Consider the following 25,409-nt stretch of genomic DNA (forward strand, 5'->3'; position numbering starts at 1 on the left):
GCCATGGAGCGCGAACCCATCGACGTACAGGCCCGCTACCAGGGCGAGGACGGCCCGGCCGACGACAGCCTGAAGACCTGGGGCTGGGTCAGTTATCTGCTGCATCTGATCGTGGCCGTCGCCGCTGTCATGCCCGGCGCCCAGCCCAGCGCGGTGCTGCTGCTGCTGGCGCTGATTCTGGATCTGGTCAAGCGAGGCGACGCTGCCGGCACATGGCAGGCGTCGCACTTCTCCTGGCGCATTCGCAGCGTGCTGTGGGCCGGCCTGCTGTACCTGGTGACTGCGCCGCTGTGGCTGCTGTTCTTCATCCCGGGCTGGATTGCCTGGGGCCTCATTTCCCTGTGGTTCCTCTACCGCATCGTGCGCGGCATGGTGGCCATGAACAGCAACCGTGCCATCCATGCCTGACGACGCCAACCACCACCACCAGCCCTTGAACCTGGCCCTGCAAGGGGGCGGCTCCCACGGCGCGCTGACCTGGGGCGTGCTGGACGCGCTGCTCGAAGACGGGCGTTTCAACCTCGAAGGCATCAGCGGCACCAGTGCCGGCGCGATGAACGCGGTGGCCCTGGCCCACGGCTTTGCCCAGGCAGCGCGCCACCACAAGGATCGAGACGACATCCACAAGGCCGGCTGCAGGCTGGCGCGGCGCACGCTCAAGGAGCTGTGGGAGGGCGTGGGGGCACTGGGCAGCCTGACCTGGGGCCTGCCGCTGGAGAACAACCCGTGGCTGGGCTGGGTTGCGCAATGGATTTCGCCGGCCCAGGCCAACCCGCTGGGCTTCAACCCGCTGCGAAGGCTGCTGGAGGCCAAGGTCGACTTCGAACAGCTGCGCGCCCACGACAGACACGAGCACGTGCCGCAGGTATTCGTCTGTGCCACCAGCGTACATACCGGCAAGGGGCGTATTTTCTCCGGCAAGGAGCTGACCGCCGATGCGGTGATGGCCTCGGCCTGCCTGCCGATGATGTTTCGCGCCGTGGAGATCGACGGCGAGCCATACTGGGACGGTGGCTATTCGGGCAACCCGGCGCTGCACCCGCTGCACTACCACACGCGTTGCAGCGACATCCTGCTGGTGCAGATCAACCCGGTGGAGCTTGATGTCACGCCGACCGGCGCGGCCGACATCATGGAGCGCATGAACGAGGTCACCTTCAACGCCAGCCTGCTGGCCGAACTGCGCGCCATCGGCTTCGTGCGCCGCCTGCTCGACGAGGGCAAGCTCGATCCCAAGCGCTACAAGAGCGTGCGCATGCACCGCATCGACGGCGGCGCCGTGCTGGCGCCGTTCGGCTCGGCCAGCAAGATGCGCGCCGACCTGGGCTTTGTGCGCCAGCTGTTCGCGCTGGGGCGCGAGGCCGGCAAACGCTGGTTGGACGAGGACTGCGCGGCCGTGGGCAAGCGCTCGACCATGCCGATGCTGGAGCACTGAATTTCAACGCCTTCCCGAAACCAAATCACCATGCACGACCACCACCACGACCCCGACTGCCTGTTCTGCAAGATCATCGACGGCAAGATTCCATCCAAGAAAGTGTTCGAGGACGAGCAGGTCTATGCCTTCCACGACATCCATCCCTGGGCGCCGGTGCATTTCCTGATCGTGCCCAAGACGCACCTGCCGTCGATGGCGCAGGCCGCGCCCGAACACGCTGCGCTGCTGGGCCACATGATGCTGCTGGCGCCGCGCCTGGCGATGGAGCAGGGCTGCAATCCCTATCCCGACGGCGGCTACCGCATCGTCGTCAACACCGGCACCGAGGGCGGCCAGGAAGTGCACCACCTGCACATGCACGTGATTGGCGGGCCACGCCCCTGGCTTCGAGGCTGAGCCTCCGAGGCCAGGGTGCCCGCTTCGAGGTTGATGCGAGTCAGCGAGGCACCCGGGAATGCCGGTGCGGCCATCGCGGCGCGCTCTACAATGAACCGTATTCGTTAGGAGATTTCCATGGGTTCGTTTTCCATCTGGCACTGGCTCATCGTGCTGCTGATCGTGGTGATGGTGTTTGGCACCAAAAAGCTCAAGAACATCGGCAGCGACCTGGGCGGTGCGGTCAAGGGCTTCAAGGAAGGCATGAAGGACGGCGCCAGCGACGAGGCGCAGGCACCGGCCGCGGGGCAGGTCACCAACAACGCTGCCGCCAGCGCTGCCAATGCCGACAAGACCACGATCGACGTCGAGGCCAAGCAAAAGAGCTGAGACTCTGAGCGTCAAGCGCAATGATTGACATCGGACTGTCCAAGATGGCGCTGATCGGCGCCGTCGCCCTCGTCGTCGTAGGGCCCGAAAAGCTGCCGCGCGTGGCGCGCACCATCGGTACGCTGCTGGGCAAGGCGCAGCGCTACGTGGCCGACGTGAAGGCCGAGGTCAATCGCACGATGGAGATTGATGAGCTGCGCAAGATGAAAGAGACCGTCGAAGGTGCGGCGCGCGACGTGGAGCAAAGCATCCACAGCACGACGCGCGACCTTGAAAAGGACTGGAGCGAGACCACCGCGTCGATCGAGTCCAGCCTGTCGGGCCTGGATGAGCCGCTGCCTGAGCAGGCGGCATCCACCTACGTGGCGCCCGTCTACCACCATCCTCGCAAGAACTGGCGCCTCAAGCGCGCGGCCGTTCCCAGCTGGTACAAGACGCGCAACGGCGTGCGCACGCATGTGCAGTCGGGCGCGGCGCGGGTGGCGCGGTTCCGTCCGCGCAGGCCGCTTGGGTGAGCCCCATCCTCTTCTCCCTTCGCATGCACTTTTGCCCGCCGCGCCGGTTGGTGCAGGCCTGCGGCCCTTACCCTGACCATGTCTGACACCCCCGAACGAGAAGACGAGCTGGCCGGTACCGAGCAGCCCTTTGTGCAGCACCTGATGGAGCTGCGCGACCGCCTGATCCGCGTCATCGTGGCCGTTGGCATCGTCGCCGCCGTCCTCGCCCTCTACCCCGGGCCGGGGCAGTTGTACGACCTGCTTGCCAAGCCGCTGGTGGCGCATCTGCCCCAGGGGTCGACGATGATTGCCACCTCGGTGATCTCGCCATTCATGGTGCCGCTCAAGATTTTGCTGATGGCGGCCTTTTTGATCGCGCTGCCCTACGTGCTCTACCAGGTCTGGGCCTTTGTGGCACCGGGGCTGTACTCGCACGAGAAAAAGCTGGTGCTGCCGCTGGTGGTCTCCAGCACCGTGCTGTTCTTCATGGGCGTGGCATTCTGCTATTTCTTCGTCTTCGGCCAGGTGTTCAAGTTCATCCAGAGCTTTGCGCCCAAGAGCATCACTGCCGCGCCCGACATCGAAGCTTATCTGGGCTTCGTGCTGACCATGTTCCTGGCCTTTGGGCTGGCCTTCGAGGTGCCGATCGCGGTCGTCGTGCTCGCGCGCCTGAACGTGATCACCGTCGAGAAACTCAAGAGCATGCGCGGCTATTTCATCGTGGCCGCCTTCATCATCGCCGCCATCGTTACGCCGCCCGACGTGGTCTCGCAGCTGGCGCTGGCGATTCCAATGTGTCTGCTCTACGAAGTCGGCATCTGGGCCGCGCAAATTTTCATTCGCAACACGCAGGCGCCCGAAGACGCGCAGGCCTGATCAGCGCTGCTGGCGCCGGCGCAGCGGAGGGCGCGTGCCCGGCACCACCGTCACGTCCAGGCGTTGATCGCCGCGCTGCACCGCGAATGCGGCCTCGTGCCCGGGTTTGAGCGCCGCCACGGCACTGAGCAGCTGCGAGACCGACTGCGTGGGCGTGCCGCCCACTTCCATGATCACGTCGCCGGGGCGGATGCCGGCCTGCGCCGCCGGGCCGCCCTGCAGCACGCCGGTGATGATCACGCCCTCGCTGGCGTGCACGCCAAAGGTCTGGGCCAGCTCGGGCGAGAGTTCTCCGGGCTCCACACCGATCCAGCCGCGCGTGACCTGGCCGTCGCGCACGATGCCTTCGAGCACCAGCCTGGCCGTTGCCACCGGAATGGCAAAGCCGATGCCCATGCTGCCGCCCGAGCGCGAATAGATTGCGGTGTTGATGCCCAGCAGATTGCCCTGGACGTCGACCAGCGCGCCGCCGGAATTTCCGGGATTGATTGCCGCGTCGGTCTGGATGAAATTCTCGAAGGTGTTGATGCCCAGCTCGCTGCGCCCCAGCGCCGAGACGATACCGCTGGTCACCGTCTGGCCGACGCCGAAGGGGTTGCCGATGGCCAGCACCTGGTCGCCCACGGAGAGCTGGTCGGAGTTGCCCAGCGTGATGACCGGCAGCTTGTCCAGCGTAATCTTCAGAATGGCCAGGTCGGTCTCCGGGTCGGTGCCGATCACGCTGGCGCTGGCGCGGCGGCTGTCGCTGAGCGTCACCTCGATTTCGTCGGCGCCTTCGACGACGTGGTTGTTGGTCAGGATGTAGCCGTCGTGGCTGATGATCACGCCGCTGCCCAGCCCGGTCTGCGATCGCGTGCCCTGGTCTCCGAAGAAGAAGCGGAACCACGGGTCGCTGCTGCGCGGCTGGCGCACTTCCTTGCTGGTGGTGATGCTCACCACCGCGGGCGCCGCCTTGCGCGCGGCGGCGCTGAAGCTGCCGGCAACCGGCTGCTCTGGCTCCGCCGCGGGCGCTTGCAGCAGCGTCACGGTGGGGCGCTGCGGCGCACCGCGGCCCACCCAGTCAGGCTGCAGCGTGGCGACGACGAAATACGCTGCAAGGCAGACCGTCACGGCCTGGGAAAACAGCAGCCACAAACGTTTCATGGTGGTCGGGCAGAAGGGGAAAAAGCCATTGTCGCGTGTTTTGGCGCGCATTCCGCCACGCGGGGCGCCGTGGCCACGCCCTGGCGCACAATGCCAGCATGAGCACCACCCGAGAACAATTGCTGCAGCAGTTCGACGCCCTGTTGCAGCCCGAGCGATTCAAGGACTACGGCCCCAACGGCCTGCAGGTGGAGGGCCGGCCCACGGTGACGCGCGTCGTCAGCGGAGTGACCGCCAGCCGGGCGCTGATCGACGCCGCCATCGACGCGGGCGCCGACGCCATCTTCGTGCACCACGGCCTGTTCTGGCGCGGCATGGACGGGCGCGTCACCGGCTGGATGAAGCAGCGCCTGCAGCGCCTGCTGGCCCACGACATCAATTTGTTTGCCTACCACCTGCCGCTGGACGCACACGCCGAATGGGGCAACAACGCCCAGCTCGGCCGTGTGCTGGGCTGGCAGGCCGATCAACGCTTTGGCGACCAGGAGCTGGGCTTTGCCGGCGCCGCAGACTTTGCCGACGCACAGGCTCTGGCACTGCATGTGCAGGGCGTGCTGGGGCGTGCGGTGACCTGCGTGGCGCCGGTACAGCAGCGCGCCATCCGGCGCGTTGCCTGGTGCAGCGGCGGCGCGCAGGGTTTTTTCGAGGCGGCCATCGCCGCGGGCGCCGACGCCTTCATCACCGGCGAGATTTCCGAACCCCAGGCGCATCTGGCGCGCGAGACCGGCGTGGCCTTTCTGGCCGCCGGTCACCATGCCACCGAGCGTTACGGCGCGCCGGCGCTGGCTGGCCATGTCGCGGCCACGCTGGGGCTGGAGCACCGCTTCATTGACATTGACAACCCGGCCTGAATTTCACGGCGCCGCCGTCCATCATGACATCCTCTTCTCTCCCCATTGCGATCACCCAGGGCGATCCCGCGGGCATCGGCCCGGAAATCGTCGCCCAGGCCTTTCGCGACGCCCCCGAGTTGCTGGCCGGCTGCTTCGTGGTCGGCGACGTGGCCACGCTGCGCCGCGCCGCTGCCTGCATCGAGCACCCTGGCCAGCCCAGCCTGCCCGTGGCCGTGCTCGGCGGCCTGGACGAGGTAGCGGCGCTGCCGCCGCGCTGCCTGCCGGTCTGGCCCCTGGCGGGGCTGCACGGCCCGGCGCCGTGGGGGCAGGTCAGCGCACGGGCGGGGAGCGACGCAGCGGCCTGCGTCACCTGGGCGGCGCAGGCCGCATTGCGCGGTGAGATTGCCGCGCTGGTCACCGCGCCTCTGCACAAGGAGGCGCTGTCCGCGGCGGGCGTGACCTACCCGGGCCACACCGAGCTGCTTCAGGCCGAGAGCGCACGCCATGCGGGCGTGCCGCTTGCCGACATGCCGGTGCGCATGATGCTGGCCAGCGACGAGCTGCGCACCGTGCTGGTGAGCATCCATGTCTCGCTGCGCGAGGCGATTGCCGCCGTGACCCAGGCCAATGTGCTGCAAACCCTGCGCATCACCCATGCGGCGCTGTCGCGCAACCTGGGGCGCGCGCCGCGCATCGCGGTGGCCGGGCTCAATCCCCATGCGGGCGAGGGCGGCCTGTTCGGCCGTGAGGAGATCGATGAAATTGCGCCCGCCGTCGCCCAGGCGCGAGTCGAGGGCGTGGATGCGCATGGGCCTTTTGCGCCCGATACGGTCTTCATGCGCGCGCGCAGCACTCCGCAGCGCCCCGGGGCGTTCGACGTGGTGCTGGCCATGTACCACGACCAGGGCCTGATTCCGATGAAGTACCTGGGCGTGGACAAGGGCGTGAACGTGACGCTGGGCCTGCCGCTGGTGCGCACCAGCCCCGACCATGGCACGGCATTCGACATTGCCGGGCGCGGCGTTGCCGACCCGGCCAGCCTGATCGAGGCAGTGCGCATGGCGCGCGCCCTTGTGGGTGGCGGCTGAACGCCTGGCGTGGGGGCGAACGGCCTTGGCAGGCACCCGCAGCGCCCCGCGCTTATCCTTTGCGCAGGCTGTCGCGGATCTCGCGCAACAGCACGATGTCCTCGGGTGTGACGACCTCGGGCTCGGGTGCTGGCGGCGCCTCGCGCTTGAGGCGGTTGATCTGCTTGACCATCAGGAAAATGATGAAGGCCAGGATCGCGAAATTGACCGCGACGGTGATGAAGTTGCCGTAAGCAAACACCGGGACGCCCGCTTTCCTGACGGCATCCAGCGTGTGGGCCGTGCCCTCGGGCACTGAGCCCAGCGCGAAGAACATGTTGGAGAAGTCGAGTTTGCCGAAAACCAGGCCGACGACCGGCATGATCAGGTCGGCGACGACCGAATCGACGATCTTGCCGAAGGCGCCGCCGATGATGACGCCGACGGCCAGGTCAACGACGCTGCCCTTGACTGCGAACTCCCGGAATTCCTGCATGAAACTCATCGCATTTCCTTGATGTAGATGAAAGCACGCTAGTTTGCCCGAGAAGTCGTGGCGCGTGCGACATTGAGCCGGGCAGCGGCACTCCGCTACAATTTGCGGTTGATTCCAATACCGATGCATACCGAGGAACCCCATGAGTGATACTCCCATCGACTCCAGCAAGCGAACGTGGTTGATCGCGTCCGGCTGCGCTGGCGCGGTTGGCGGCGTGGCCACCGCCGTCCCTTTCGTGAGTACGTTTGAGCCTTCGGAGAAGGCCAAGGCGGCGGGTGCTGCCGTCGAGGTCGACATCTCCAATCTCAAGGAGGGTGAGAAGCTGACCGTCGAGTGGCGCGGCAAGCCGGTATGGATTGTTCGTCGGACCAAGGAAGAGATCGATGACCTGGCCAAGCACGACAGCGAGCTGGCCGACCCCGAGTCGCTGCGCCACCCGGACGAGTTCACGCCGCCCTATGCACAGAATGAATGGCGCTCGATCAAGCCCGAGTTCCTGGTCGTGATTGGTATCTGTCCGCACCTGGGTTGCTCGCCGACGGACAAGTTCACGCCCGGGCCGCAGCCCTCGCTGCCCAACGACTGGCCGGGTGGCTGGCTCTGCCCCTGCCACGGCTCGACCTTTGACATGGCCGGCCGCGTGTTCAAGAACAAGCCGTCGCCGGACAATCTGCCGGTACCTCCGCACATGTACCTGTCGGACGCCAAGCTCCTGATCGGTGAAGACAAGAAGGCTTGAGGGAGAACCACATGGCTGCCTACCGCGAATTCAAGGAAATTTCGCCCAACGCTTCGGCGGGCGCGAAAACGATGAACTGGCTGGAAAACCGTTTCCCGACGGCCTTCGACGCCTACAAGGTCCACATGTCGGAGTACTACGCTCCGAAGAACTTCAACATCTGGTACATCTTCGGCTCGCTGGCACTGCTGGTGCTGGTGATCCAGATCGTCACCGGCATCTTTCTGGTGATGAACTACAAGCCCGACGCCGAGAAGGCCTTCGCGTCGGTCGAGTTCATCATGCGCGACGTGCCCTGGGGCTGGCTGATCCGCTACATGCACTCCACCGGTGCATCGGCCTTCTTCATCGTCGTCTACCTGCACATGTTCCGCGGCCTGATGTACGGTTCGTACCGCAAGCCGCGCGAGCTGGTCTGGATCTTTGGCTGCGCCATCTTCCTGGCGTTGATGGCCGAGGCCTTCATGGGCTACCTGCTTCCCTGGGGCCAGATGTCGTACTGGGGTGCGCAGGTGATCGTGAACCTGTTCTCGGCGATTCCCTTCGTCGGCCCTGATCTGGCCATTCTGATCCGTGGCGACTATGTGGTTGGCGACGCAACGCTCAACCGCTTCTTCAGCTTCCATGTGATCGCGGTGCCGCTGGTGCTGCTGGGCCTGGTCGTCGCGCACCTGCTGGCGCTGCACGACGTGGGCTCGAACAATCCCGACGGCATCGAAATCAAGGGCCCGGGCAAGCCCGTGGACGACAAGGGCCATCCGCTGGACGGCATCCCCTTCCACCCCTACTACACGGTGCATGACATCCTGGGCGTGTGCGTCTTCCTGTTCCTGTTCTCGGCCGTGGTGTTCTTTGCACCCGAGGCTGGTGGCTACTTCCTGGAATACAACAACTTCATCCCGGCCGATCCGCTGCAGACGCCCAACCATATTGCCCCGGTGTGGTACTTCACGCCGTATTACTCGATGCTGCGCGCCATCACCAGCGAGATGGTGTATGCGCTGATCGTCTGCGTCGGCCTGGGCGGCCTGCTGGGTCTGGTCAAGGCACCGGGCATCTTCAAGGCTGCGTCCGTCGTCGGTGCGGCTGTCGTGATCGCGCTGATGCTGCTCATCGACGCCAAGTTCTGGGGCGTCGTGGTCATGGGCGGCGCGGTCGTCATCCTGTTCTTCCTGCCCTGGCTGGATCACAGTCCCGCACGCTCCATCCGCTACCGCCCAAGCTGGCACAAGTGGGTTTACGCCGCTTTCGTCGTGTGGTTCGTCATCCTGGCCTACCTGGGCATCCAGCCGCCGTCGCCGGTGGGCGAGCGCGTCTCGCAAGTCGGTACGCTGTTCTACTTCGGCTTCTTCCTGCTCATGCCCTGGTGGAGCCAGCTGGGCACGCCCAAGCCCGTGCCCGAGCGCGTGACCTTCAAGCCCCACTGAGCCGGAGAACAACAATGAAAAAACTCATTCTGACGCTGATCACAGCACTGGGCCTGGTCGCAGGCGTGCAGGCCTCCGAAGGGGGAATGCACTGGGACAAGGCGCCCGTGAACGTGACCGACCAGGCGTCGCTGCAAAACGGCGCCAAGCTGTTCGTCAACTACTGCCTGGGCTGCCACTCGGCCGCGTTCATGCGCTACAACCGCCTGACCGACATTGGCCTGACCGAGCAGCAGATCAAGGACAACTTGCTGTTCACGACCGACAAGATCGGCGAGACCATGGTCGCCGCGATCAACCCCAAACAGGCCAAGGACTGGTTTGGCGCCAATCCGCCCGACCTGACGGTGATCGCGCGTTCGCGTGCCGGAAGTGGTGGCTCGGGCGCCGATTACCTGTACACCTTTCTGCGTACCTTCTACCGCGACGGCACCAAGGCCACAGGCTGGAACAACCTGGCCTTCCCCAGCGTAGGCATGCCCCATGCGCTGTGGCAGCTGCAAGGCGAGCGCCGTGCGCTGTTCGACGAGAAGAAGGCCGCCGATGGCCAGATCGAACAGGTGTTCAAGGGCTGGGAGCAGATCAGCGACGGCACGATGTCTGCCCAGGAATACGACCATGCCGTCGGCGACCTGGTCAACTACCTGCAATGGATGGGCGAGCCCGTCCAGAACACGCGTATTCGCATCGGTGTCGGCGTACTGATCTTCCTGGCGCTCTTCACCTTCATCGCCTGGAAGCTCAACGCCGCGTACTGGAAGGACGTCAAGTAAGCATCACCGTACACACGGCGCCCGCGCGCGCCGTCGTGCCTGAACAGAGTGGGTGCGAATTGCGCACCCACTCTTTTGACTTTTAGGAGCTCTTCACCATGATGGTGCTTTATTCGGGCACGACCTGCCCCTTCTCCCATCGCTGCCGTTTCGTCCTGTTCGAAAAAGGCATGGATTTTGAAATCCGCGATGTGGACCTGTACAACAAGCCCGAGGACATCGGCGTGATGAATCCCTACGGCCAGGTGCCCATCCTGGTCGAGCGCGATCTGATCCTGTACGAATCCAACATCATCAACGAGTACATTGACGAGCGCTTTCCGCATCCGCAGCTGATGCCGGGCGACCCGGTCGACCGCGCGCGCGTGCGCCTGTTCCTGCTGAACTTCGAGAAAGAGCTGTTCACGCACGTGCACACGCTGGAGTCGCGCAACAGCAAGGGCAATGAAAAGGCCCTGGAGAAGGCGCGCACCCACATCCGCGAGCGCCTGACGCAGCTGGCGCCGGTATTCCTCAAGAACAAGTACATGCTGGGCGAGGGCTTCTCGATGCTCGACGTTGCCATCGCGCCGCTGCTGTGGCGCCTAGACTACTATGGCATCGAACTGTCCAAGAACGCCGCGCCGCTGCTCAAGTACGCCGAGCGCATCTTCTCGCGCCCGGCCTACATCGAGGCGCTGACGCCTTCCGAAAAAGTCATGCGCAAGTGATGGCCCGGCCATCGCACCGCTGAGACCGCACGCCCCGACGAGACCATGACAGCCCAGGATCAACCCTCAACGCGCCCGTACTTCATTCGTGCCCTGCATGAATGGTGCACCGACCATGGCCTGACGCCCTACCTCGTCGTGCATGCAGACGATTCAGTGCAGGTGCCACACGATTTCGTCCACGATGGCGAAATCGTGCTCAACATCAGCTACGACGCGACCCAAAGCCTGCAGTTGGGCAATGAATTCATCGCTTTCAAGGCGCGCTTTGGTGGCCGGCCGCACGACATCATGGTTCCCGTGGGGCGTGTCGCCGCGATTTATGCGCGCGAGAACGGCCAGGGCATGGCGTTTCCGGTCGAGCCGGCCCAGCCGGACGCGATGGCTGGCGCGGCCGCAGCAAATGCGGCCCCCGGTGAATCGCCACTGACCAGCGTACCCAGTGTGAGCGACGGCGGAACCGAGGCGCCGCAGAATCCCCCGGATCCGGCGCCGACTGCACCTGGTACGACTCCAGGCAGGCCATCGCTGAGAAGAATCAAATAATGCGCCGCGAAGTGGATAAATGCCTATCTGCAGCAAAAGTAGATGCGTTTGCCCACTAGAATTACCGGCTTGGCCCAGTTAGTGGGACACCCGTCCTCTAGCGGCACTCGATTGTTTGGCATCAGGTTCGGGTGTAATGCAGGGCAAGGTTTTTGGCGAGTAGTGTGCAGACGGTAGAGGCAGGTCAAACACGGTTTGAGCAAGAGAAGAATGAATATGCCGCTTTAGCTCAGTTGGTAGAGCAACGGTCTTGTAAACCGTAGGTCGTCCGTTCGATTCGGACAAGCGGCACCAAATGAAAAGGGCAGTCCACAAGGCTGCCCTTTCTTGCTTTGCAGCCAGCTATTGTGCTGCCCGCATCCTGATGTATTCAGAAGAGGCGCTTGAAGCGGCCTTTGCCTGGCGCTTTAATCGACGCTCCAACATGCCCGCCCTCACCGAGCGACTGCTGGTGACCGTGGTAGCTTGCCCGCCGCAGCCAATGCGGGTGATTCGAATCCTGCCAATCAGAAACGCCAATGGCCCGCACGCGGCGGGCCATTGGCGGGGAGCGCACACGGCCAGGACGGCCGGTGCGCGCGGGGCAGGAATTACTTCTTGCCCTTCTTGGCGGGCGCAGGGGCCGGCGCAGCGGCGGCCGCGGCGTCGATCACCACCTCGGGCAGCTTGATCGAAATCAGCGCCGGGTTCTTGTTGGCACCGCGCACGATGGCCTTCACGCCGTGGGGCAGCTTGACCGATTGCACGCCAGGTGCGGTCTTGCTGGTCAGCTGGCTCAGGTCGACCGAGAGGAACTCGGGCAGCTGCGAAGGCATGCACATCACGTCCAGCTCATGGATCAGCGGCGTGACGGTGCAGCCCTCGTCCTTGACGGCGGGCGACTGCTCCAGGCCTTCGTAGTGCAGCGGCACCTTCAGGTGCACGCGGGTCTTGTCGTCCACGCGCTGAAAGTCCACGTGCAGCACCTGCTGCTTGAAGGGGTGGTATTGCGTGTCACGCAGCAGCACCTTGGTAGTCTGTCCGTCCAGTTCCATGTCCAGGATGCTGGAGTGGAAGGCTTCCTTCTTGAGCGCGTGCCACAGGGCGTTGTGATCCAGCTCGATCATCTTGGGCTCGGCACCGGCGCCGTAGACGATGCCCGGGGCGCGGCCCGTGATGCGCAGGCGGCGGCTCGCACCCGTGCCTTGCTTGGCGCGCTCGAAAGCGACGAATTTCATGGTTTCACTCCTGATGAGGCCGACCGCGACCAGTGCGGCCCCTGTGCTTGAAAAAGCCCTGCGCCGAACGGAGCAGGGCGGGGGATATGTTCGCGAAGCTGCTGGCTGCGTGCAGGCGCACGCGGATCAGTTCAGCTCCGAGAACAGACTCATGACCGAAGCGCCGCTGGCGATGCGCTTCATGGTTTCCGCCATCAGCGGGGCGACCGACAGTTGGCGCACCTTGGAGCAGGCGCGCGCCGCCTCGCTCAGCGGAATGGTGTTGGTGACCACGACCTCGTCGAGAGCGGTGCCGTTGGAGATACGGTCGATGGCCGGGCCTGAGAAAATCGGATGCGTGCAATAGGCATAGACCTTTTGCGCACCGCGCTGCTTGAGCACCTCGGCCGCTTTGACCAGCGTGCCGGCGGTGTCGATCATGTCGTCCATGATCACGCAGTTGCGTCCGTCGATGTCGCCGATCACGTGCATGACTTCGGACACGTTGGCCTTGGGGCGGCGCTTGTCGATGATGGCCAGATCGCAACCCAGTTGCTTGGCCAGCGCACGGGCGCGCACCACGCCGCCGACGTCGGGGCTGACCACGATCAGGTTCTCGTATTTCTTCTGGTTCAGGTCGCCCAGCAGCACGGGAGATGCGTAGATGTTGTCGACCGGGATGTCGAAGAAGCCCTGGATCTGGTCGGCGTGCAAGTCCATGGTCAGCACGCGGTTGGCGCCGACGGCCTGCAGCATGTTGGCCACGACCTTGGCCGAGATCGGCACGCGCGTCGAGCGCGGGCGGCGATCCTGGCGGGCGTAGCCGAAGTAGGGGATGACGGCGGTGATGCGCTCGACCGAGGCGCGCTTGAGCGCGTCGATCATGATGAGCAGTTCCATCAGGTTCTCGTTGGTCGGCGCGCAGGTCGACTGCACGACGAACACGTCGCGGGCGCGCACGTTCTGCTTGACTTCGACGGTGACCTCACCGTCCGAGAAGCGCCCTACGTCGATGGCGCCCAGCGTGGTGCCCAGGTGGTAGGCAATTTCCGAAGCAAGAACCGGGTTGGCATTGCCCGTGAAAACCATGAAATCCGAGTGATTGGTCTGCATGAGCAACTCAGCCGTTTGAATTTGATTTCCGCGTGGAAAACAAGATTTGGCAGGGGAGGAAGGATTCGAACCCTCGCATGCCGGAATCAAAATCCGGTGCCTTAACCGACTTGGCTACTCCCCTACACAGGTTGATCACCGCGGGTAATCAACCTTTATCCCTGGTCTGGCGTCCAATCCGCCAGCGGATGAAGCGTCAGATTATCGCATATTTTTACTTGCCATCGAGAGAGGTCGGTGGGCAAATCAAAATCATGCGACAGCCTTGCAAACACCGCACTGCCTGATCCCGTCATCCGTGGCTTAAGCCTTTGCGACTGCAGCCATGCGATGGCTTGGGCAATCTCGGGGCACAGTGCCTGGGCGGCGGGTTGCAGTGCATTGGTGCCAAACGCGTAAGGCGCCTGGCGGTGTGCATCAGCGAAGCCTGCGATTGTAGCATGATCAAAATCGCGCTTGAGCAGCGGGTGCGAGAAAATTTGCTGCGTCTGCAGGCCGGCCTGGGGCTTGACGATGACGAAGCGCGAAGGCTCCAGCGCATGATCGGGCGCAAGCGGCTGCACCACGTCGCCAATGCCCTCGACCCAGGCGCTGCCTCGTCCCAGGAAGAAGGGTACGTCCGCGCCCAGCGTGACGCCAATGGCCTGCAACTGATCGCGCGTCAGGCCCAGGTTCCACAGGCGGTTGAGCGCCAGCAGCGTGGTGGCCGCGTCCGACGAGCCTCCGCCCAGCCCGGCCTGGGCCGGGATGCGCTTGAGCACGCCGATGTGTGCGCCGTGGCTGCAGCCGCTGGCGGCCTGCAGCGCGCGTGCCGCGCGTAGGCACAGGTCGTCGGCGGGCAGTGGCTCGGCCAGGTCTTCCCGAGTAATGTGGCCGCCTGCGCGGCGCTCGAAATGCAGCGTGTCGCACCAATCGATGAGCATGAAGACCGATTGCAGCAGGTGGTAACCATCGGCGCGCCGCCCGGTGATGTGCAGGAACAGGTTGAGCTTGGCCGGGGCCGGTACGTCGTACAGCGAGAGCATGGCGGCAGGAGTGGGCGGCGGCGGGTCAGCGTTCGAGCGCGATGCGCAACTGCGCCTGGGGTGCGGGGGAGGTGCGCGTGGCGACGATGCGCCCGCGCGCGTAGTCGCTCAGATCGACCTGCCATCCCGAGGCCTGCACGCCGGTGTGTCCGGCCAGCCAGTCGAACAGCGCGGCCACGGGCAGCGCCGTGCCGGTCAGCTCCTGCGTGAGCGCCTGCAGCGAGGCGTAGCGCTCCTGGCGCTCGCCCTGCTGCAGCAGCGCGCCCGAGGCGTTCCAGCGCAGCAGCGCCAGCAGGTTGCCCAGCGGGTTGAGGAGGGTGAGCGTGCCCGCGTCGGCCTGGCCCGTCAGCTCGAAGCCGGCATGAAAGGACTGCGAGGGCGCGTCCTGCACCTGCAGCGCCAGCCGCCCGCTCCAGTAGTTGGCAATGGGCGCGGGCGCTGGCAAAGGCTGCGCGCAGCCGGCCAGCAGAAGCGTCAGGCCGGCCACCAGGTGCAGGCGCTGGCGCTGTGTGGGGGCTCGCGATGAGCCTGCCAGGGCCGCGGCGCTCAAGGCCGCGCTCCCAGGCGCTTGATCGTGGCGCGCAAGGTGGTGTTGTTCTTGTCCAGGCGCAGGCCCTTGCGCCAGGTGGCCAGCGCCTCGCTGCGCTGGCCCAGCGCCCATTGCACCTCGCCCAGGTGGGCGGCGATCTCGGCGTCCGCCTGGACGGCAAAGGCGCGCTGCAGCAGCTCCAGCGCCTGTGCGTGGTTGCCCAGACGGAATTCGACCCAGCCCATGCTGTCGGTGATGAAGGGGTCGTCCGGGGCCTGCGCCAGCGCGCGGGCGATCAGCGCGCGCGCCTGCGGCAGCTTTTCGCCGCGGTCGGCCCACAGATAGCCCAGCGCGTTGAGTGCGTGGTGGTAGTCGGGCGCTCGCTCGATGATCTGGCCCAGCAGGGCTTCCATCTGCGCGCTGTGGCCGGCTTTTTCGGCCAGCATGGCCTGCTCGTAGGCCAGGTCGTTGTCGCGCGGCGCCAGTGCCGCCGCCCGCGAGATCGCCTGGTAGGCCTGCTCGTAGCGACCTGCATCGCGCAGCAACTGCGCCTGGGCCTGCAGCTTCTGGCGCTCTTCGGTGCTGGTTTCGGCGGGCACGGCGTCGATGGACGCCAGCGCCGCGTCGATCCGTCCCTGGCCCGCCAGTATGGCGGCGTGGCGTGCCTGCACGTCCAGGCGCATGCCGCCGTCGGGGATCTGGTCGAGCCAGCGCTCGGCCTGGCCGTAGTCGCCGCGTTTTTCGTCGATGCGCGAGAGCATCAGCAGTGCCTGATCCAGGCTTTGCTGGCGCTGGCCCGATTCGGGCTGGTCGTGCAGCAACTGCATGAGCCGATCCACGCTGGTGCGTGCGGCCTCCAGCTGCTCTTGCTGCAGTTGCAGCGAGGCCAGCACCAGCCAGGCCTGGGTGTATTCGGGGTGCTCGCGCGTGGTGGTCTGCACCTGCTGCTGCGCCTGGGCCTGCTGGCCGCCATCGACCAGCAGGCGGGCGTAGCCCATGCGGATTTCGGGCTCGGGGCCCCCGGCCAGGTAGCGCTGCAGCAGCGGGTCGGCTTCGCGCACGCCGCGTTCGAGCAGCTGCAGGGCCAGCGCGCCGGTGGCGTCGTCGCGGGCGTTGAGCAACTGGGCCAGGCGGGCCGCGCTGAGCGCGCCGTCCAGGTCGCCGCCAGCCAGGCGCAGCCGCCCGATGGCCACCCACGCGGGCGGGCCCAGCAGTGGGTCGTCCAGGCGGTCGGCCAGCGCCTGCTCTATCACCTGCGCGGCCAGCCCCTTGTCGCTCACGCGCGCATAGAGAAAGGGCAGGGCGCGGATCAGCGTCGGCAGGTCGGCCGCGCTGGCGTGGTTCAGCTCGCGCTGCAGCGGCTCGGTCGTGTCGGCCACGCGGTTGAGCGCGACCAGAATCCGCAGCAGGTAGCGGTTGGCGTCGTGCGAATGGGGCTTGGCCTGCAGCCAGGCGCGCACCGCGATCAGTGCCGACTCGGCCGAGCGCGATTGCAGCGCAATGTCGGTGGCGCGGCGGTACAACCGGGCGTCGCCGCTGCGCCGGGCGGCGTCCAGGATGAGGGCGAAGCCGTGGCCGGGATCGCCGCGGCTGGTGGTCATCTCGCCGAGCAGGATTTCATAGAACAGCTCGGCCGTGAGCTCGGCGGCTGCGTCTTCGTCGTCCGCAGCCTGCGCCGGTGGCGGCAGATCGGCGGTCTGCGGCTGATGGCCCGGTTGTGCGCTGGCGGCGCTCGCCATGCACAAGGCTGCCAGGGCAACGGCGGTGGTCAGGCGGGGCAGGCGCAGTTCGAACAGGGACACCATCGGCCCATAATAATCGAAGCAAACCCGCTCCAAGAGTCAAACACCGCATGCCTGAACTGCCCGAAGTCGAGGTCACGCGCCAGGGCCTGGCTCCCAGCCTGACCGGCGCTCGCATCACCCAGGTGCGCCTGGGAAAGCCCCTGCGCTGGCCGCTGGGCGTGGCGCCCGAGCGACTCGTGGGCCTGCGCGTGCAGGGGCTGCGCCGCAGGGGCAAATACCTGCTGATCGACCTGAGCGAAGGCCTGCTGCTCATTCATCTGGGCATGTCGGGCAGCCTGCGCTTTGCCCCGCAATTGTCGCCCGCCGGCGTGCACGACCACTTCGAGATGCAGACCGACCACGGCTCGCTGCGCCTGCACGACCCGCGCCGCTTTGGCGCCGTGCTGTATGCCGAGGGCCCGCAGGACGCGCGCGCGCACAAGCTGCTGGACGGCCTGGGCATGGAGCCGCTGGGCGGGGACTTCGACCTGGCGCGGTTTCGCGCCGGTCTGCGCGCCAGCCGCCAGGCGATCAAGCAGCTGCTGCTGTCGGGGCGGCTGGTCGTCGGCGTGGGCAACATCTATGCGTCCGAGGTGCTGTTTGTCGCAGGCATTCGCCCGACGGCGCCGGCGTGCTCGATCAGCGCGCCGCGCGCCGCGCGCCTGCACGCGGCCATTCGTCAGGTGCTGGCGCAGGCGGTGCGCCAGGGCGGCAGCACGCTGCGCGACTTCTCGGGAATCGACGGCAATGCCGGGCATTTCCAGCTGCAGGCCCAGGTCTACGGGCGCGAAGGCCAGCCCTGCCGGGTGTGCGGAACGGCGGTCCAGGCGCTGCGCCAGGGCCAGCGCAGCACCTATTTCTGCCCGCGCTGCCAGCGCTGAGGCCGCGCCGTTGCCGCTTTGCTGCGACGTGGCGTGACGCGCGGCGGTTTTTGCCGGGGCGGTGCTACGATCGCCGCTACAAGCGTTACCAATGGTTAATTCATCGTCTCCCGGGGAGTGCCGTGCAAAACCCTTTTGACCAGCGTTTCAGCCAGCATGGCGCCTGGAGGCGTGCTTTCGTGCGCCATCTGGCGCAGCTGACGCAGTGGTTGCGCGTGCATGAGCTGATGGACGCCTCGGTCGAGGAGCGCCTGCGCCTGCTGCAGGAGCAGCTCAAGGGCGACAAGATTCTGGTGGCCTTCGTCGCCGAGTTCTCACGCGGCAAGTCCGAGCTGATCAACGCGCTGTTCTTTGCCGACTACGGCCGGCGCATCATGCCGGCCAGCGCCGGGCGCACGACGATGTGCCCGACCGAGATCGGCTATGACCGCGACCTGCCCGCCTGCCTGCGGCTGCTGCCGATCCGCACGCGGCTGCAGGCGCCCGGCCTGGCCGAGTGGAGGCTCAATGCCCAGGCCTGGGAGCGCGTCGACCTGCAGGTGGATGATGCGGTGCAGATGGCGCAGGCGCTGGAGATGGTCGCGCAGGTGCGCCGCGTCTCGATCGACGAGGCGCGGGCTCTGGGCTTCTGGGACGACGCCGGCGGCGACGACAACCCGGTGCGCGGCAGCGACGGCCTGGTCGAGGTGCCGATGTGGCGCCACGCCATCATCAACATCCCGCATCCGCTGCTCAAGCAAGGGCTGGTGATCCTGGACACGCCGGGGCTCAACGCCGTGGGCGCCGAGCCCGAGCTGACGATCAACCTGATTCCGCAGGCGCACGCGGTGGTGTTCATCCTGGGCGCGGACACGGGCGTGACGCGCTCTGACCTGGCGATCTGGCGCAACCACCTGGGCGTGACCGAGGACGCTAGCGAGACGCGCCTGGTCGTGCTCAACAAGATCGACACGCTGTGGGACGCGCTGCGCTCGCCCGCGCAGGTGCAGGAGCAGGTGGAGCGCCAGTGCAGCTCCAGCGCGCACATGCTGGGCATGCCGGCGCAGCGGGTGGTGCCGGTGTCGGCGCACAAGGCGCTGCTGGCCAAGATTGGCCGCGACGACGTGCTGTTGCGCGCCAGCGGCATTGCGCAGCTGGAGCAGGCGCTGACCGACAGCCTGCTTGCGCGGCGCCAGGAAATCCTGCACGCCATGGTGGCGCGCGATCTGGCGGGCCTGCACGAGGAGGTCACGCGCCTGATCAACGTGCGCCGCCGCGACCTGGACGAACAGGTGCTGGAACTGGGCAGCCTGAAGGGCAAGAACAGCACGGTGATTGGCGCGATGCGCAGGCGTATCGAGCAGGAGCAGCGCGAATTCGACGCCAGCGCGGCCAAGATCTCCGCGCTGCGCGCCGTCCTGCTCAAGATGCTGCACCCGCTGTTTCGCCAGTTGGGGCCGCGCCATGTCAAGACGCGGCTGCTGGCGCTGTCCACGGCGCTGCAGGGCAAGGGGCTCAAACTGGGCGTGCGCAAGGTGTACGACGAGACCTTCGACGCGCTGCACGCGCAGCTGCAGGCGCTGCAGGGCTCGGCGCAGGAGATCCACGACATGCTGGGCGGCACGTTTGGCCAGCTCAATGCCGAGTTCGGCTTTTCGCTGCAGGCGCCGGCGCTGCCGCCGCTGGCCGCTCATGTGGATGAGCTCGAAGGCATACGCCAGCGCCATCTGCAATACGTGGGCATGGGCAGTGCGCTGCGCCTGGCGCAGCCGCAGTTCGTGCAGCGCCTGCTGCGGGCGCTGGAGCTGCGCTTGCGCACCGTGTTCGAGGCCGCAGCCACCGACCTGCAGGCCTGGGGCAAGGCCGCTACGGCGCAGCTCGATGTGCAGATGCGCGAGCGCAAGCGCAATTTCGCTCGCCGCATCGAGGCCGTGGATCGCATCCAGCAGGCCGCGGGCGGCCTGGTCGAGCGCCTGGCGCAGCTGGAACAGGCGCAGGCCCTGCTGTGGAAGACCCAGGCGCAGCTGCAGGAGATGACCGTGCAGCTGCAGCTGATGCAGGGGCCGCAGCTGCCGCCGATGCCGCCGCGCGACAAACTGCCGACGCAGGCACCGGCCAGGGAGCCGGGTGTCGACTTCGACGTCACCGTCCCGATGCAGCTGCCGGCATGAGTGCGCCGCAGGATTTTTCAGCGCTGGTCGTGCGCTGGCAGCGCACGCATGGACGCAACCACCTGCCGTGGCAGGCCACGCGCGAGCCTTACCCAGTCTGGCTCTCCGAAATCATGCTGCAGCAAACCCAGGTGGCCACGGTGCTGGGCTATTTCGAGCGCTTCATGCAGCGCTTTCCTGACGTGCGGGCGCTTGCAGCCGCCAGCCAGGACGAGGTGCTGGCGCTGTGGAGCGGCCTGGGCTACTACAGCCGCGCGCGCAACCTGCACCGCTGCGCGCAGATCGTCGTGGTGCAGCATGGCGGTGCATTCCCGCGCAGCGCGCAGGAGCTGGCGCAGCTGCCGGGCATAGGCCGCTCGACCGCCGCGGCGATTGCCGCATTCTGCTTTGGCGAGCGGGTGGCGATTCTGGATGCCAACGTGCGGCGCGTGCTCACCCGCGTTCTGGGCTTTGACGCCGACCTGGCGCAGGCGGCAAACGAGCGCGCGCTGTGGCTGCAGGCCGACGCGCTGCTGCCGCACCAGCAACTCGCCGAGACCATGCCGCGCTACACCCAGGGGCTGATGGATCTGGGCGCCGGCATCTGCCTGCCGCGTGCGCCGCGCTGCACGCAATGCCCGGTGCAGGCGCTGTGCGTGGCCTACCGGCAGGGCGAGCCCGAGCGCTATCCGGTGCGCACGCGCAAGCTCAAGCGCAGTGTGCAAAGCTGGTGGCTGCTGCTGCGCCGTGACGGCGCGGGGCGCATCTGGCTGCAGCGCCGCCCCGACAGCGGCATCTGGGCCGGGCTGTATTGCCCACCGGTGTTTGATGATCGCCAGGCGCTGCTGGTGGCGTTGGGTGAACAGGAACTGACGGCCCGCGCGCAGGATTTGCCGGCCTTTGTGCATGTACTGACCCACCGCGACCTGCATTTGCATCCGGTTCTCGTAAGCGACGGGCCGTGCGGCGTGACCGAGCCGCATGCGCCGCTGTACGGCGAACATGCGGGAGACGGCGAAGGCTGGTTCGACGCAGAGCAGTGGCCGGTGCTGGGGCTGCCGGCGGCCGTGCGCAGGCTATTGGAGCGCATCGCATGAGTTACCGTGGTGACGGGCGCATCCGTGTCGTGGACATCGCCCCATGCCATGGCCCAGGTCTACAAATGCACCGATGCGCAAGAACAGGTTCGCTATGCCGACGCGCCTTGCGGTGCGGCTTCGACGCAGGATCTGTTGGAGGGGCAACGATCCGCCGATGACATCGAGCGGGAGCGCAGTGCGGCGGCCCAGGCGCAGGAGAGAAAATACCGCCAGCGTGCGCTGGAGCAGGAATCCCGGATGCAATTAGGGCAGGCTCAGCAATCGCAAGCCAGGGCGCCGCTGCCGGCCGACTCGCCCGCCTGCAAGGATGCGCGCAAGGAGCTGCAATTCGTCTCCGGCATCCGCACGATCTCGCAGGACGAGAAATGCATGCGCGTCAACGCCGCGATTGCCCAGGTCAATGCGGCCTGCGGCACCAACACGCCGCTGATGCAGGAGCCGGACAAGGTGATCATCGACCACGGCGGGGGCGGCGCGCCCGCGCAGTGACGCGGCCATGGGGCGGCGGCTGCTGCCGGATCGGATCGTTTCAGCGGCCGTCCTGCTCGCGATGGCGGCGCAGCACGGTCCAGCGGCTGATGTAGTGCGCGGCCAGCTGCTCGACCAGGTAGACCGAGCGGTGCTGGCCGCCGGTGCAGCCGATGGCCACGGTGACGTAGCTGCGGTGGTTGCGCTCCAGCGCGTCGAGCCACTGATCCAGAAACTGCGTGATGTCGGCCTGCATGCGCGCCACCTCGGCGTGCTGGCGCAGAAAGTCGATGACGGGAGCGTCGCGCCCGGTCAGCTCGCGCAGCGTGGTCTCGTAGTGGGGGTTGGGCAGCATGCGCACATCGAATACGTAGTCAGCGTCCAGCGGAATGCCGCGTTTGAAAGCGAACGACTGGAACACCAGTGTCATGCGGCCGGGCGGGATGGCCATCAGGCCCTTGACGTAGCCCTCCAGCTGCGAGGCGCGGATCATGCTGGTGTCGATGACGTGCGAGGCCTCTCGCAGTTCGGCCAGCAGCTCGCGCTCCAACTCGATGGTCTGCAGCAGCGCGTGCTGGCCGTCGCTGAGCATGGCGCGCGACAGCGGATGGCGCCGACGCGTCTCGGAGAAGCGGCGCACCAGCGTGTCGTTGCCCGCATCCAGAAACAGCAGGCGCAGGTCGACGCCCTGGCTGCGCAACTGCGCCAGCTGTTGCGGCAGCTGCGGCAGCGACGTGGCGCTGCGCACGTCCATGGCGATGGCGACACGGTTGCCATGGTGCTGGTGCTCCAGCGCGACGAAGGCGGTGAGCAGCTCGGGCGGCAGGTTGTCGACGCAGTAGTAGCCGGCGTCCTCCAGCGCGTGCAGCGCCACCGATTTGCCGGAGCCGGACATGCCCGTGATGATCACGATCTCAAGCGCCATGGTCTGCCTTCTTTCGGTTGCGTGCCGACCTGGCGGGTGCGGGTGCTGCGCCGGTCATCAGCATCTCCCGCGCGTGTGCCAGCGTGGTATCGGTGATTTGCTCGCCGCCGAGCATGCGTGCCAGCTCGCCCACGCGCTCTTCGTGCAGCGCCACGCGCACGCTGCTGGTCGTGTGGTCGCTGTGGCGCTCCTTGGCCACGACCAGATGGTGGTCGGCGCAGCCGGCCACCTGCGGCAGGTGGGTGACGGCCAGCACCTGGCGTGCCCGGCCCAGCTTGTGCATCAGCCGGCCCACGCTCTGCGCGACGGCGCCGCCGACGCCCGAGTCGACCTCGTCGAAGATCAATGTGGGTGCCTGCCCCAGTTCGCTGGTGGTGACCGAGATGGCCAGCGCGATGCGCGACAGCTCGCCGCCCGAGGCCACCTTGGCGATGGGGCGCTGCGTCATGCCCGGATGGCTGCTGACGAGGAACAGCACCTGGTCGCAGCCGCTGGGGCCGGGTTCGGTGGGCTCGACCTGCACGAAGAACCGTCCGCCCGGCATGCCCAGATCCTGCATGGCCTCGGTGATGGCGCGCGCCAGCCGGGGCGCGGCCTGGCTGCGCTGCTGGGTGAGCGCGCGCGCGGCCTGGCGGTAGGCCTGCTCGGCGTGCGCCGCTTCGCGCTGCAGCGCGCCAAGGTCGGTTGCATCGTCAAGGGTTTGTAGCTGCGCCTTCCAGTCGGCCAGCAGCGCGGGCAGTTCCTGCGGCGTGCGCTTGTAGCGCCGCGCCAGCGCCATCCACTGCGCCAGGCGATCGTCGAGCGCCTGCAGCTGTGCCGGGTCGGGTGCGGTGCGCCGCAGGTAGGACTGCAGCGAATGCGCGGCGTCCGCCGCCTCGTCGATGCAGCTGGCCAGCACCTGGGCCAGCGCAGCCAGTTCGGTGTCGATGGCGGCCTGGTCTTGCAGCAGGTGCTGCGCGTGGTGCAGGGCGTCGAGTGCGCCGGCGCCGCGCGCGTCGTCATCCTCGCCGCGTAGCGCGTCGAGCGCGCCCTGCGCTGCATCGATCAGCGCCTGTGCATTGGACAGCCGCCCGTGCTGGGCGTTGAGCTCGTCCCACTCGTCGGCCTGGGGCGCCAGCTTGTCCACCTCGCCGATCTGCCATTGCAGGCGCTCGCGCTCGGTCTGCAGGCCGTCCTGTGCGCTGCGCGCGCGCTCCATCGCGCCGCGTGCTGCGCGCCATTGCTGCCACAGGGTTTGCGTGCCCTGATCCGATGCGCCGGCGTAGGCGTCCAGCAGCTCGCGCACCGCATCGGCGCGCGTCAGGCTTTGCCAGGCGTGCTGGCCGTGGATGTCCAGCAGGTGTTCGCCCAGCGCACGCATCTGCGCCGCGGTGGCGGGCGTGCCGTTGATCCAGGCGCGGCTCTTGCCCTGGGTGTCGATGGTGCGGCGCAGCAGCAGGCTGGCATCGCGGGCAATGCCAGCCTCGTCAAGCCAGGCCAGCAGCGCGGTGGGCAGGGCGTCGAACTCGGCGCTGATGTCGGCGCGCTGCGCCCCTTCGCGCACCACGGCGGCGTCGGCGCGCGCGCCCAACAGCAGTTGCAGCGCGTCGATCAGAATGGATTTGCCGGCGCCGGTCTCGCCTGTGAGCACGGTAAAGCCGCCGTGCAGCTCCAGCTCCAGCTGCGCGATGATGACGAAGTCGAGCAGCGCAACCCGCACCAGCGCCATGGTCAGCAGCCTCCCTCGTTCCAGCTCAGCTTTTGGCGCAGCGTGGCAAAGTAGCTCCAGCCCTGCGGGTGCAGAAAGCACACGTTGTAGGCCGAGCGGCGCACCAGCACGCGGTCGCCGCGCTGCAGCGACGCGAGCGAATGCATATCGAAGCTGGCGCTGACCTTGCCGCCGGCGACCACCTCGATGACCACGTCCAGCGCGTCGGGCAGCACGATGGGACGGTTGGAGAGCATGTGCGGCGCGATAGGCACCATCACCCAGCCGGGAATGCGCGGGTGCAGCATCGGCCCGCCGGCCGACAGCGCGTAGGCCGACGAGCCGGTGGGCGAGGCGATGATCACGCCATCGGCGCGCTGGTTGGAGACGAAGACGCCGTCGACCTCGATGCGCAGCTCGACCATGCCCGAGGTGGAACTGCGGTTGACCACCACGTCGTTGAGCGCCAGTGCCTCGTACATGCACTCGCTGCCGCGCAGCACGCTGGCGTGCATCAGTGGGCGCACGTCCTCCTCGTAGGAGCCGGTCAGGATGGGCTGCAGCGCCTGCTGGTAGTTGTCCAGCGCAATGTCGGTGATAAAGCCCAGCCGCCCCTTGTTGATGCCCACCAGCGGCGTACCGTAGCGCGCCAGTCGCCGGCTGGCGCCCAGCATCGTGCCGTCGCCGCCGACGACCAGCGCCACGTCGCACTGGCGTCCGATGGCGTCGATATCGAGCGCCGGATAGTCCGTGATGCCGGCGTTGGCAGCCGACTCCGCCTCCAGCGTCAGCGTGCAGCCCAGTTGCGTGACGAAGCCGGCAATCTCCTGCAGCGCCTGGCGCAGCGACTGGCGCAATTTGGCCGCGGGCTCGCCCGAGCCGGGTTTGTGGTATTTGCCGATCAGGGCAACGTGACGAAAGAGGGACATGGCGACGCAAATTACATCATTAAACCGATGTAATTTCGCGCCAGAACGACATCTGTTCTTTGATCTTTGCTTTGCCGCGTGTCTCTGGTTCGGCTTCCATCGCTGCGACGGCTATCCATCGTTCCATGTCGAGGCCCATTAACCGTGCTAGGTTGCCTGCGATGGTCGGGCTGAGTCTTCCGCGTGCTCTGGCTACTGCCAATGCGGTTCTGTTCACGCCAAGTTCTCGACACCAGAACGTCGCGGTGTTTCTGCTGAGTGCTTCGTCCAGTAGATCCATGGTGCTTTTCACGTCCGTTGCTCCTTGTTGACGGTATGTAAACATTATTT

The 25,409-nt window shown here is 66.7% G+C and carries 28 protein-coding genes and 2 tRNA genes; 18 read left to right on the top strand and 12 right to left on the bottom strand.

The window, feature by feature from the left end:
• Positions 1-3: 3 nt before the first annotated feature.
• From ABD767_RS08970 to tatC, 6 genes are all read left to right on the top strand, one after another.
• Complete coding sequence (locus tag ABD767_RS08970; RefSeq protein ID WP_344869333.1) at positions 4-408, top strand: DUF4870 family protein; 405 nt, start codon at positions 4-6, stop codon at positions 406-408.
• Positions 401-1,435 (top strand): patatin-like phospholipase family protein, encoded by a 1,035-nt coding sequence (locus ABD767_RS08975; protein WP_344869335.1) that lies wholly within the window; start codon positions 401-403, stop codon positions 1,433-1,435. The genes ABD767_RS08970 and ABD767_RS08975 overlap by 8 nt, the downstream gene beginning before the upstream one ends.
• A gap of 30 nt (positions 1,436-1,465) precedes the next feature.
• On the top strand, positions 1,466-1,834 hold the full coding sequence (locus tag ABD767_RS08980; protein WP_103044733.1) for an HIT domain-containing protein: 369 nt from the start codon (positions 1,466-1,468) through the stop codon (positions 1,832-1,834).
• Between the two features lie 117 nt (positions 1,835-1,951).
• A complete protein-coding gene (tatA, locus tag ABD767_RS08985; protein WP_103044732.1) occupies positions 1,952-2,203 on the top strand; it encodes a Sec-independent protein translocase subunit TatA in 252 nt (83 codons plus the stop codon).
• Positions 2,204-2,223: 20 nt separating this feature from the next.
• Positions 2,224-2,718, top strand: a complete 495-nt coding sequence (gene tatB / locus ABD767_RS08990) for a Sec-independent protein translocase protein TatB (RefSeq protein WP_103044731.1) — start codon at positions 2,224-2,226, stop codon at positions 2,716-2,718.
• 78 nt (positions 2,719-2,796) lie between these two features.
• Positions 2,797-3,576 (top strand): twin-arginine translocase subunit TatC, encoded by a 780-nt coding sequence (tatC, locus tag ABD767_RS08995; protein WP_344869338.1) that lies wholly within the window; start codon positions 2,797-2,799, stop codon positions 3,574-3,576.
• On the opposite strand, the gene ABD767_RS09000 is transcribed toward tatC, so the two are convergent.
• On the bottom strand, positions 3,577-4,719 hold the full coding sequence (locus tag ABD767_RS09000; protein WP_103044729.1) for a trypsin-like peptidase domain-containing protein: 1,143 nt from the start codon (positions 4,717-4,719) through the stop codon (positions 3,577-3,579).
• 98 nt (positions 4,720-4,817) lie between these two features.
• Between ABD767_RS09000 and ABD767_RS09005 the strand changes: the two genes are divergently transcribed.
• Both ABD767_RS09005 and pdxA read left to right on the top strand, forming a co-directional pair.
• Positions 4,818-5,570 carry a Nif3-like dinuclear metal center hexameric protein gene (locus ABD767_RS09005; RefSeq protein ID WP_344869342.1) on the top strand — a complete coding sequence of 251 codons (753 nt, stop codon included), beginning with the start codon at positions 4,818-4,820 and terminating at the stop codon, positions 5,568-5,570.
• A 23-nt stretch (positions 5,571-5,593) separates the two neighbouring features.
• Positions 5,594-6,640: a 4-hydroxythreonine-4-phosphate dehydrogenase PdxA gene (pdxA, locus tag ABD767_RS09010; RefSeq protein ID WP_103044728.1), complete on the top strand. Its 1,047-nt coding sequence runs from the start codon at positions 5,594-5,596 to the stop codon at positions 6,638-6,640.
• Positions 6,641-6,692: 52 nt separating this feature from the next.
• On the opposite strand, the gene mscL is transcribed toward pdxA, so the two are convergent.
• Positions 6,693-7,124 carry a large conductance mechanosensitive channel protein MscL gene (gene mscL, locus ABD767_RS09015; RefSeq protein ID WP_103044727.1) on the bottom strand — a complete coding sequence of 144 codons (432 nt, stop codon included), beginning with the start codon at positions 7,122-7,124 and terminating at the stop codon, positions 6,693-6,695.
• Between the two features lie 133 nt (positions 7,125-7,257).
• Between mscL and petA the strand changes: the two genes are divergently transcribed.
• The 6 genes from petA to ABD767_RS09045 all read left to right on the top strand — a co-directional run bounded on the left by petA (position 7,258) and on the right by ABD767_RS09045 (position 11,607).
• The gene (petA, locus tag ABD767_RS09020) at positions 7,258-7,857 is read left to right on the top strand and encodes a ubiquinol-cytochrome c reductase iron-sulfur subunit (protein ID WP_103044726.1); all 600 of its coding nucleotides are present in this window, start codon (positions 7,258-7,260) and stop codon (positions 7,855-7,857) included.
• Positions 7,858-7,868: 11 nt separating this feature from the next.
• A complete protein-coding gene (locus ABD767_RS09025) occupies positions 7,869-9,284 on the top strand; it encodes a cytochrome b N-terminal domain-containing protein (protein ID WP_103044725.1) in 1,416 nt (471 codons plus the stop codon).
• A 14-nt stretch (positions 9,285-9,298) separates the two neighbouring features.
• Positions 9,299-10,057, top strand: coding sequence for a cytochrome c1 (locus tag ABD767_RS09030; RefSeq protein ID WP_103044724.1), 759 nt, complete (start codon positions 9,299-9,301; stop codon positions 10,055-10,057).
• A 98-nt stretch (positions 10,058-10,155) separates the two neighbouring features.
• Positions 10,156-10,767, top strand: a complete 612-nt coding sequence (locus ABD767_RS09035; protein WP_103044723.1) for a glutathione S-transferase N-terminal domain-containing protein — start codon at positions 10,156-10,158, stop codon at positions 10,765-10,767.
• A gap of 45 nt (positions 10,768-10,812) precedes the next feature.
• Complete coding sequence (locus tag ABD767_RS09040) at positions 10,813-11,313, top strand: ClpXP protease specificity-enhancing factor (RefSeq protein WP_103044722.1); 501 nt, start codon at positions 10,813-10,815, stop codon at positions 11,311-11,313.
• Between the two features lie 218 nt (positions 11,314-11,531).
• Positions 11,532-11,607: transfer RNA gene (locus ABD767_RS09045), tRNA-Thr, on the top strand.
• Between the two features lie 296 nt (positions 11,608-11,903).
• On the opposite strand, the gene ABD767_RS09050 is transcribed toward ABD767_RS09045, so the two are convergent.
• The 6 genes from ABD767_RS09050 to ABD767_RS09075 form a co-directional block, all read right to left on the bottom strand.
• Positions 11,904-12,530: a 50S ribosomal protein L25/general stress protein Ctc gene (locus ABD767_RS09050; RefSeq protein ID WP_103044721.1), complete on the bottom strand. Its 627-nt coding sequence runs from the start codon at positions 12,528-12,530 to the stop codon at positions 11,904-11,906.
• A 126-nt stretch (positions 12,531-12,656) separates the two neighbouring features.
• Entirely contained in the window at positions 12,657-13,622 is a 966-nt protein-coding gene (locus tag ABD767_RS09055) for a ribose-phosphate pyrophosphokinase (protein ID WP_344869349.1), read from the bottom strand.
• A 47-nt stretch (positions 13,623-13,669) separates the two neighbouring features.
• Positions 13,670-13,746 (bottom strand) — tRNA-Gln (locus ABD767_RS09060).
• A gap of 31 nt (positions 13,747-13,777) precedes the next feature.
• Positions 13,778-14,647 carry a 4-(cytidine 5'-diphospho)-2-C-methyl-D-erythritol kinase gene (gene ispE / locus ABD767_RS09065; RefSeq protein WP_103045783.1) on the bottom strand — a complete coding sequence of 290 codons (870 nt, stop codon included), beginning with the start codon at positions 14,645-14,647 and terminating at the stop codon, positions 13,778-13,780.
• Between the two features lie 25 nt (positions 14,648-14,672).
• Entirely contained in the window at positions 14,673-15,197 is a 525-nt protein-coding gene (locus ABD767_RS09070; RefSeq protein WP_344869352.1) for a lipoprotein insertase outer membrane protein LolB, read from the bottom strand.
• Complete coding sequence (locus ABD767_RS09075; protein WP_344869354.1) at positions 15,194-16,981, bottom strand: tetratricopeptide repeat protein; 1,788 nt, start codon at positions 16,979-16,981, stop codon at positions 15,194-15,196. The genes ABD767_RS09070 and ABD767_RS09075 overlap by 4 nt, the downstream gene beginning before the upstream one ends.
• Positions 16,982-17,028: 47 nt before the next feature.
• Between ABD767_RS09075 and mutM the strand changes: the two genes are divergently transcribed.
• The 4 genes from mutM (at position 17,029) to ABD767_RS09095 (ending at position 21,559) form a co-directional block, all read left to right on the top strand.
• Complete coding sequence (gene mutM / locus ABD767_RS09080; protein WP_103045785.1) at positions 17,029-17,841, top strand: bifunctional DNA-formamidopyrimidine glycosylase/DNA-(apurinic or apyrimidinic site) lyase; 813 nt, start codon at positions 17,029-17,031, stop codon at positions 17,839-17,841.
• 122 nt (positions 17,842-17,963) lie between these two features.
• Positions 17,964-19,991: a dynamin family protein gene (locus tag ABD767_RS09085; protein WP_103045786.1), complete on the top strand. Its 2,028-nt coding sequence runs from the start codon at positions 17,964-17,966 to the stop codon at positions 19,989-19,991.
• A complete protein-coding gene (mutY, locus tag ABD767_RS09090) occupies positions 19,988-21,067 on the top strand; it encodes an A/G-specific adenine glycosylase (RefSeq protein WP_103045787.1) in 1,080 nt (359 codons plus the stop codon). The genes ABD767_RS09085 and mutY overlap by 4 nt, the downstream gene beginning before the upstream one ends.
• 9 nt (positions 21,068-21,076) lie before the next feature.
• Positions 21,077-21,559, top strand: coding sequence for a DUF4124 domain-containing protein (locus ABD767_RS09095; protein WP_344869358.1), 483 nt, complete (start codon positions 21,077-21,079; stop codon positions 21,557-21,559).
• 40 nt (positions 21,560-21,599) lie between these two features.
• On the opposite strand, the gene rapZ is transcribed toward ABD767_RS09095, so the two are convergent.
• From rapZ to ABD767_RS09115, 4 genes are read right to left on the bottom strand one after another with little or no spacing between them, the layout of a single operon-like run.
• Positions 21,600-22,463 carry an RNase adapter RapZ gene (gene rapZ / locus ABD767_RS09100; RefSeq protein ID WP_103045789.1) on the bottom strand — a complete coding sequence of 288 codons (864 nt, stop codon included), beginning with the start codon at positions 22,461-22,463 and terminating at the stop codon, positions 21,600-21,602.
• Positions 22,453-24,171, bottom strand: a complete 1,719-nt coding sequence (gene recN, locus ABD767_RS09105) for a DNA repair protein RecN (protein ID WP_344869361.1) — start codon at positions 24,169-24,171, stop codon at positions 22,453-22,455. Before recN ends, rapZ begins: the two co-directional genes overlap by 11 nt.
• Before the next feature lie 2 nt (positions 24,172-24,173).
• On the bottom strand, positions 24,174-25,079 hold the full coding sequence (locus ABD767_RS09110; protein WP_103045791.1) for an NAD kinase: 906 nt from the start codon (positions 25,077-25,079) through the stop codon (positions 24,174-24,176).
• 19 nt (positions 25,080-25,098) lie between these two features.
• Positions 25,099-25,371, bottom strand: a complete 273-nt coding sequence (locus tag ABD767_RS09115) for a hypothetical protein (protein WP_344869364.1) — start codon at positions 25,369-25,371, stop codon at positions 25,099-25,101.
• Positions 25,372-25,409 lie beyond the last annotated feature (38 nt).

It is taken from the genome of Comamonas faecalis (assembly GCF_039538025.1).
Taxonomy (GTDB): Bacteria; Pseudomonadota; Gammaproteobacteria; order Burkholderiales; family Burkholderiaceae_C; genus Comamonas_C; species Comamonas_C faecalis.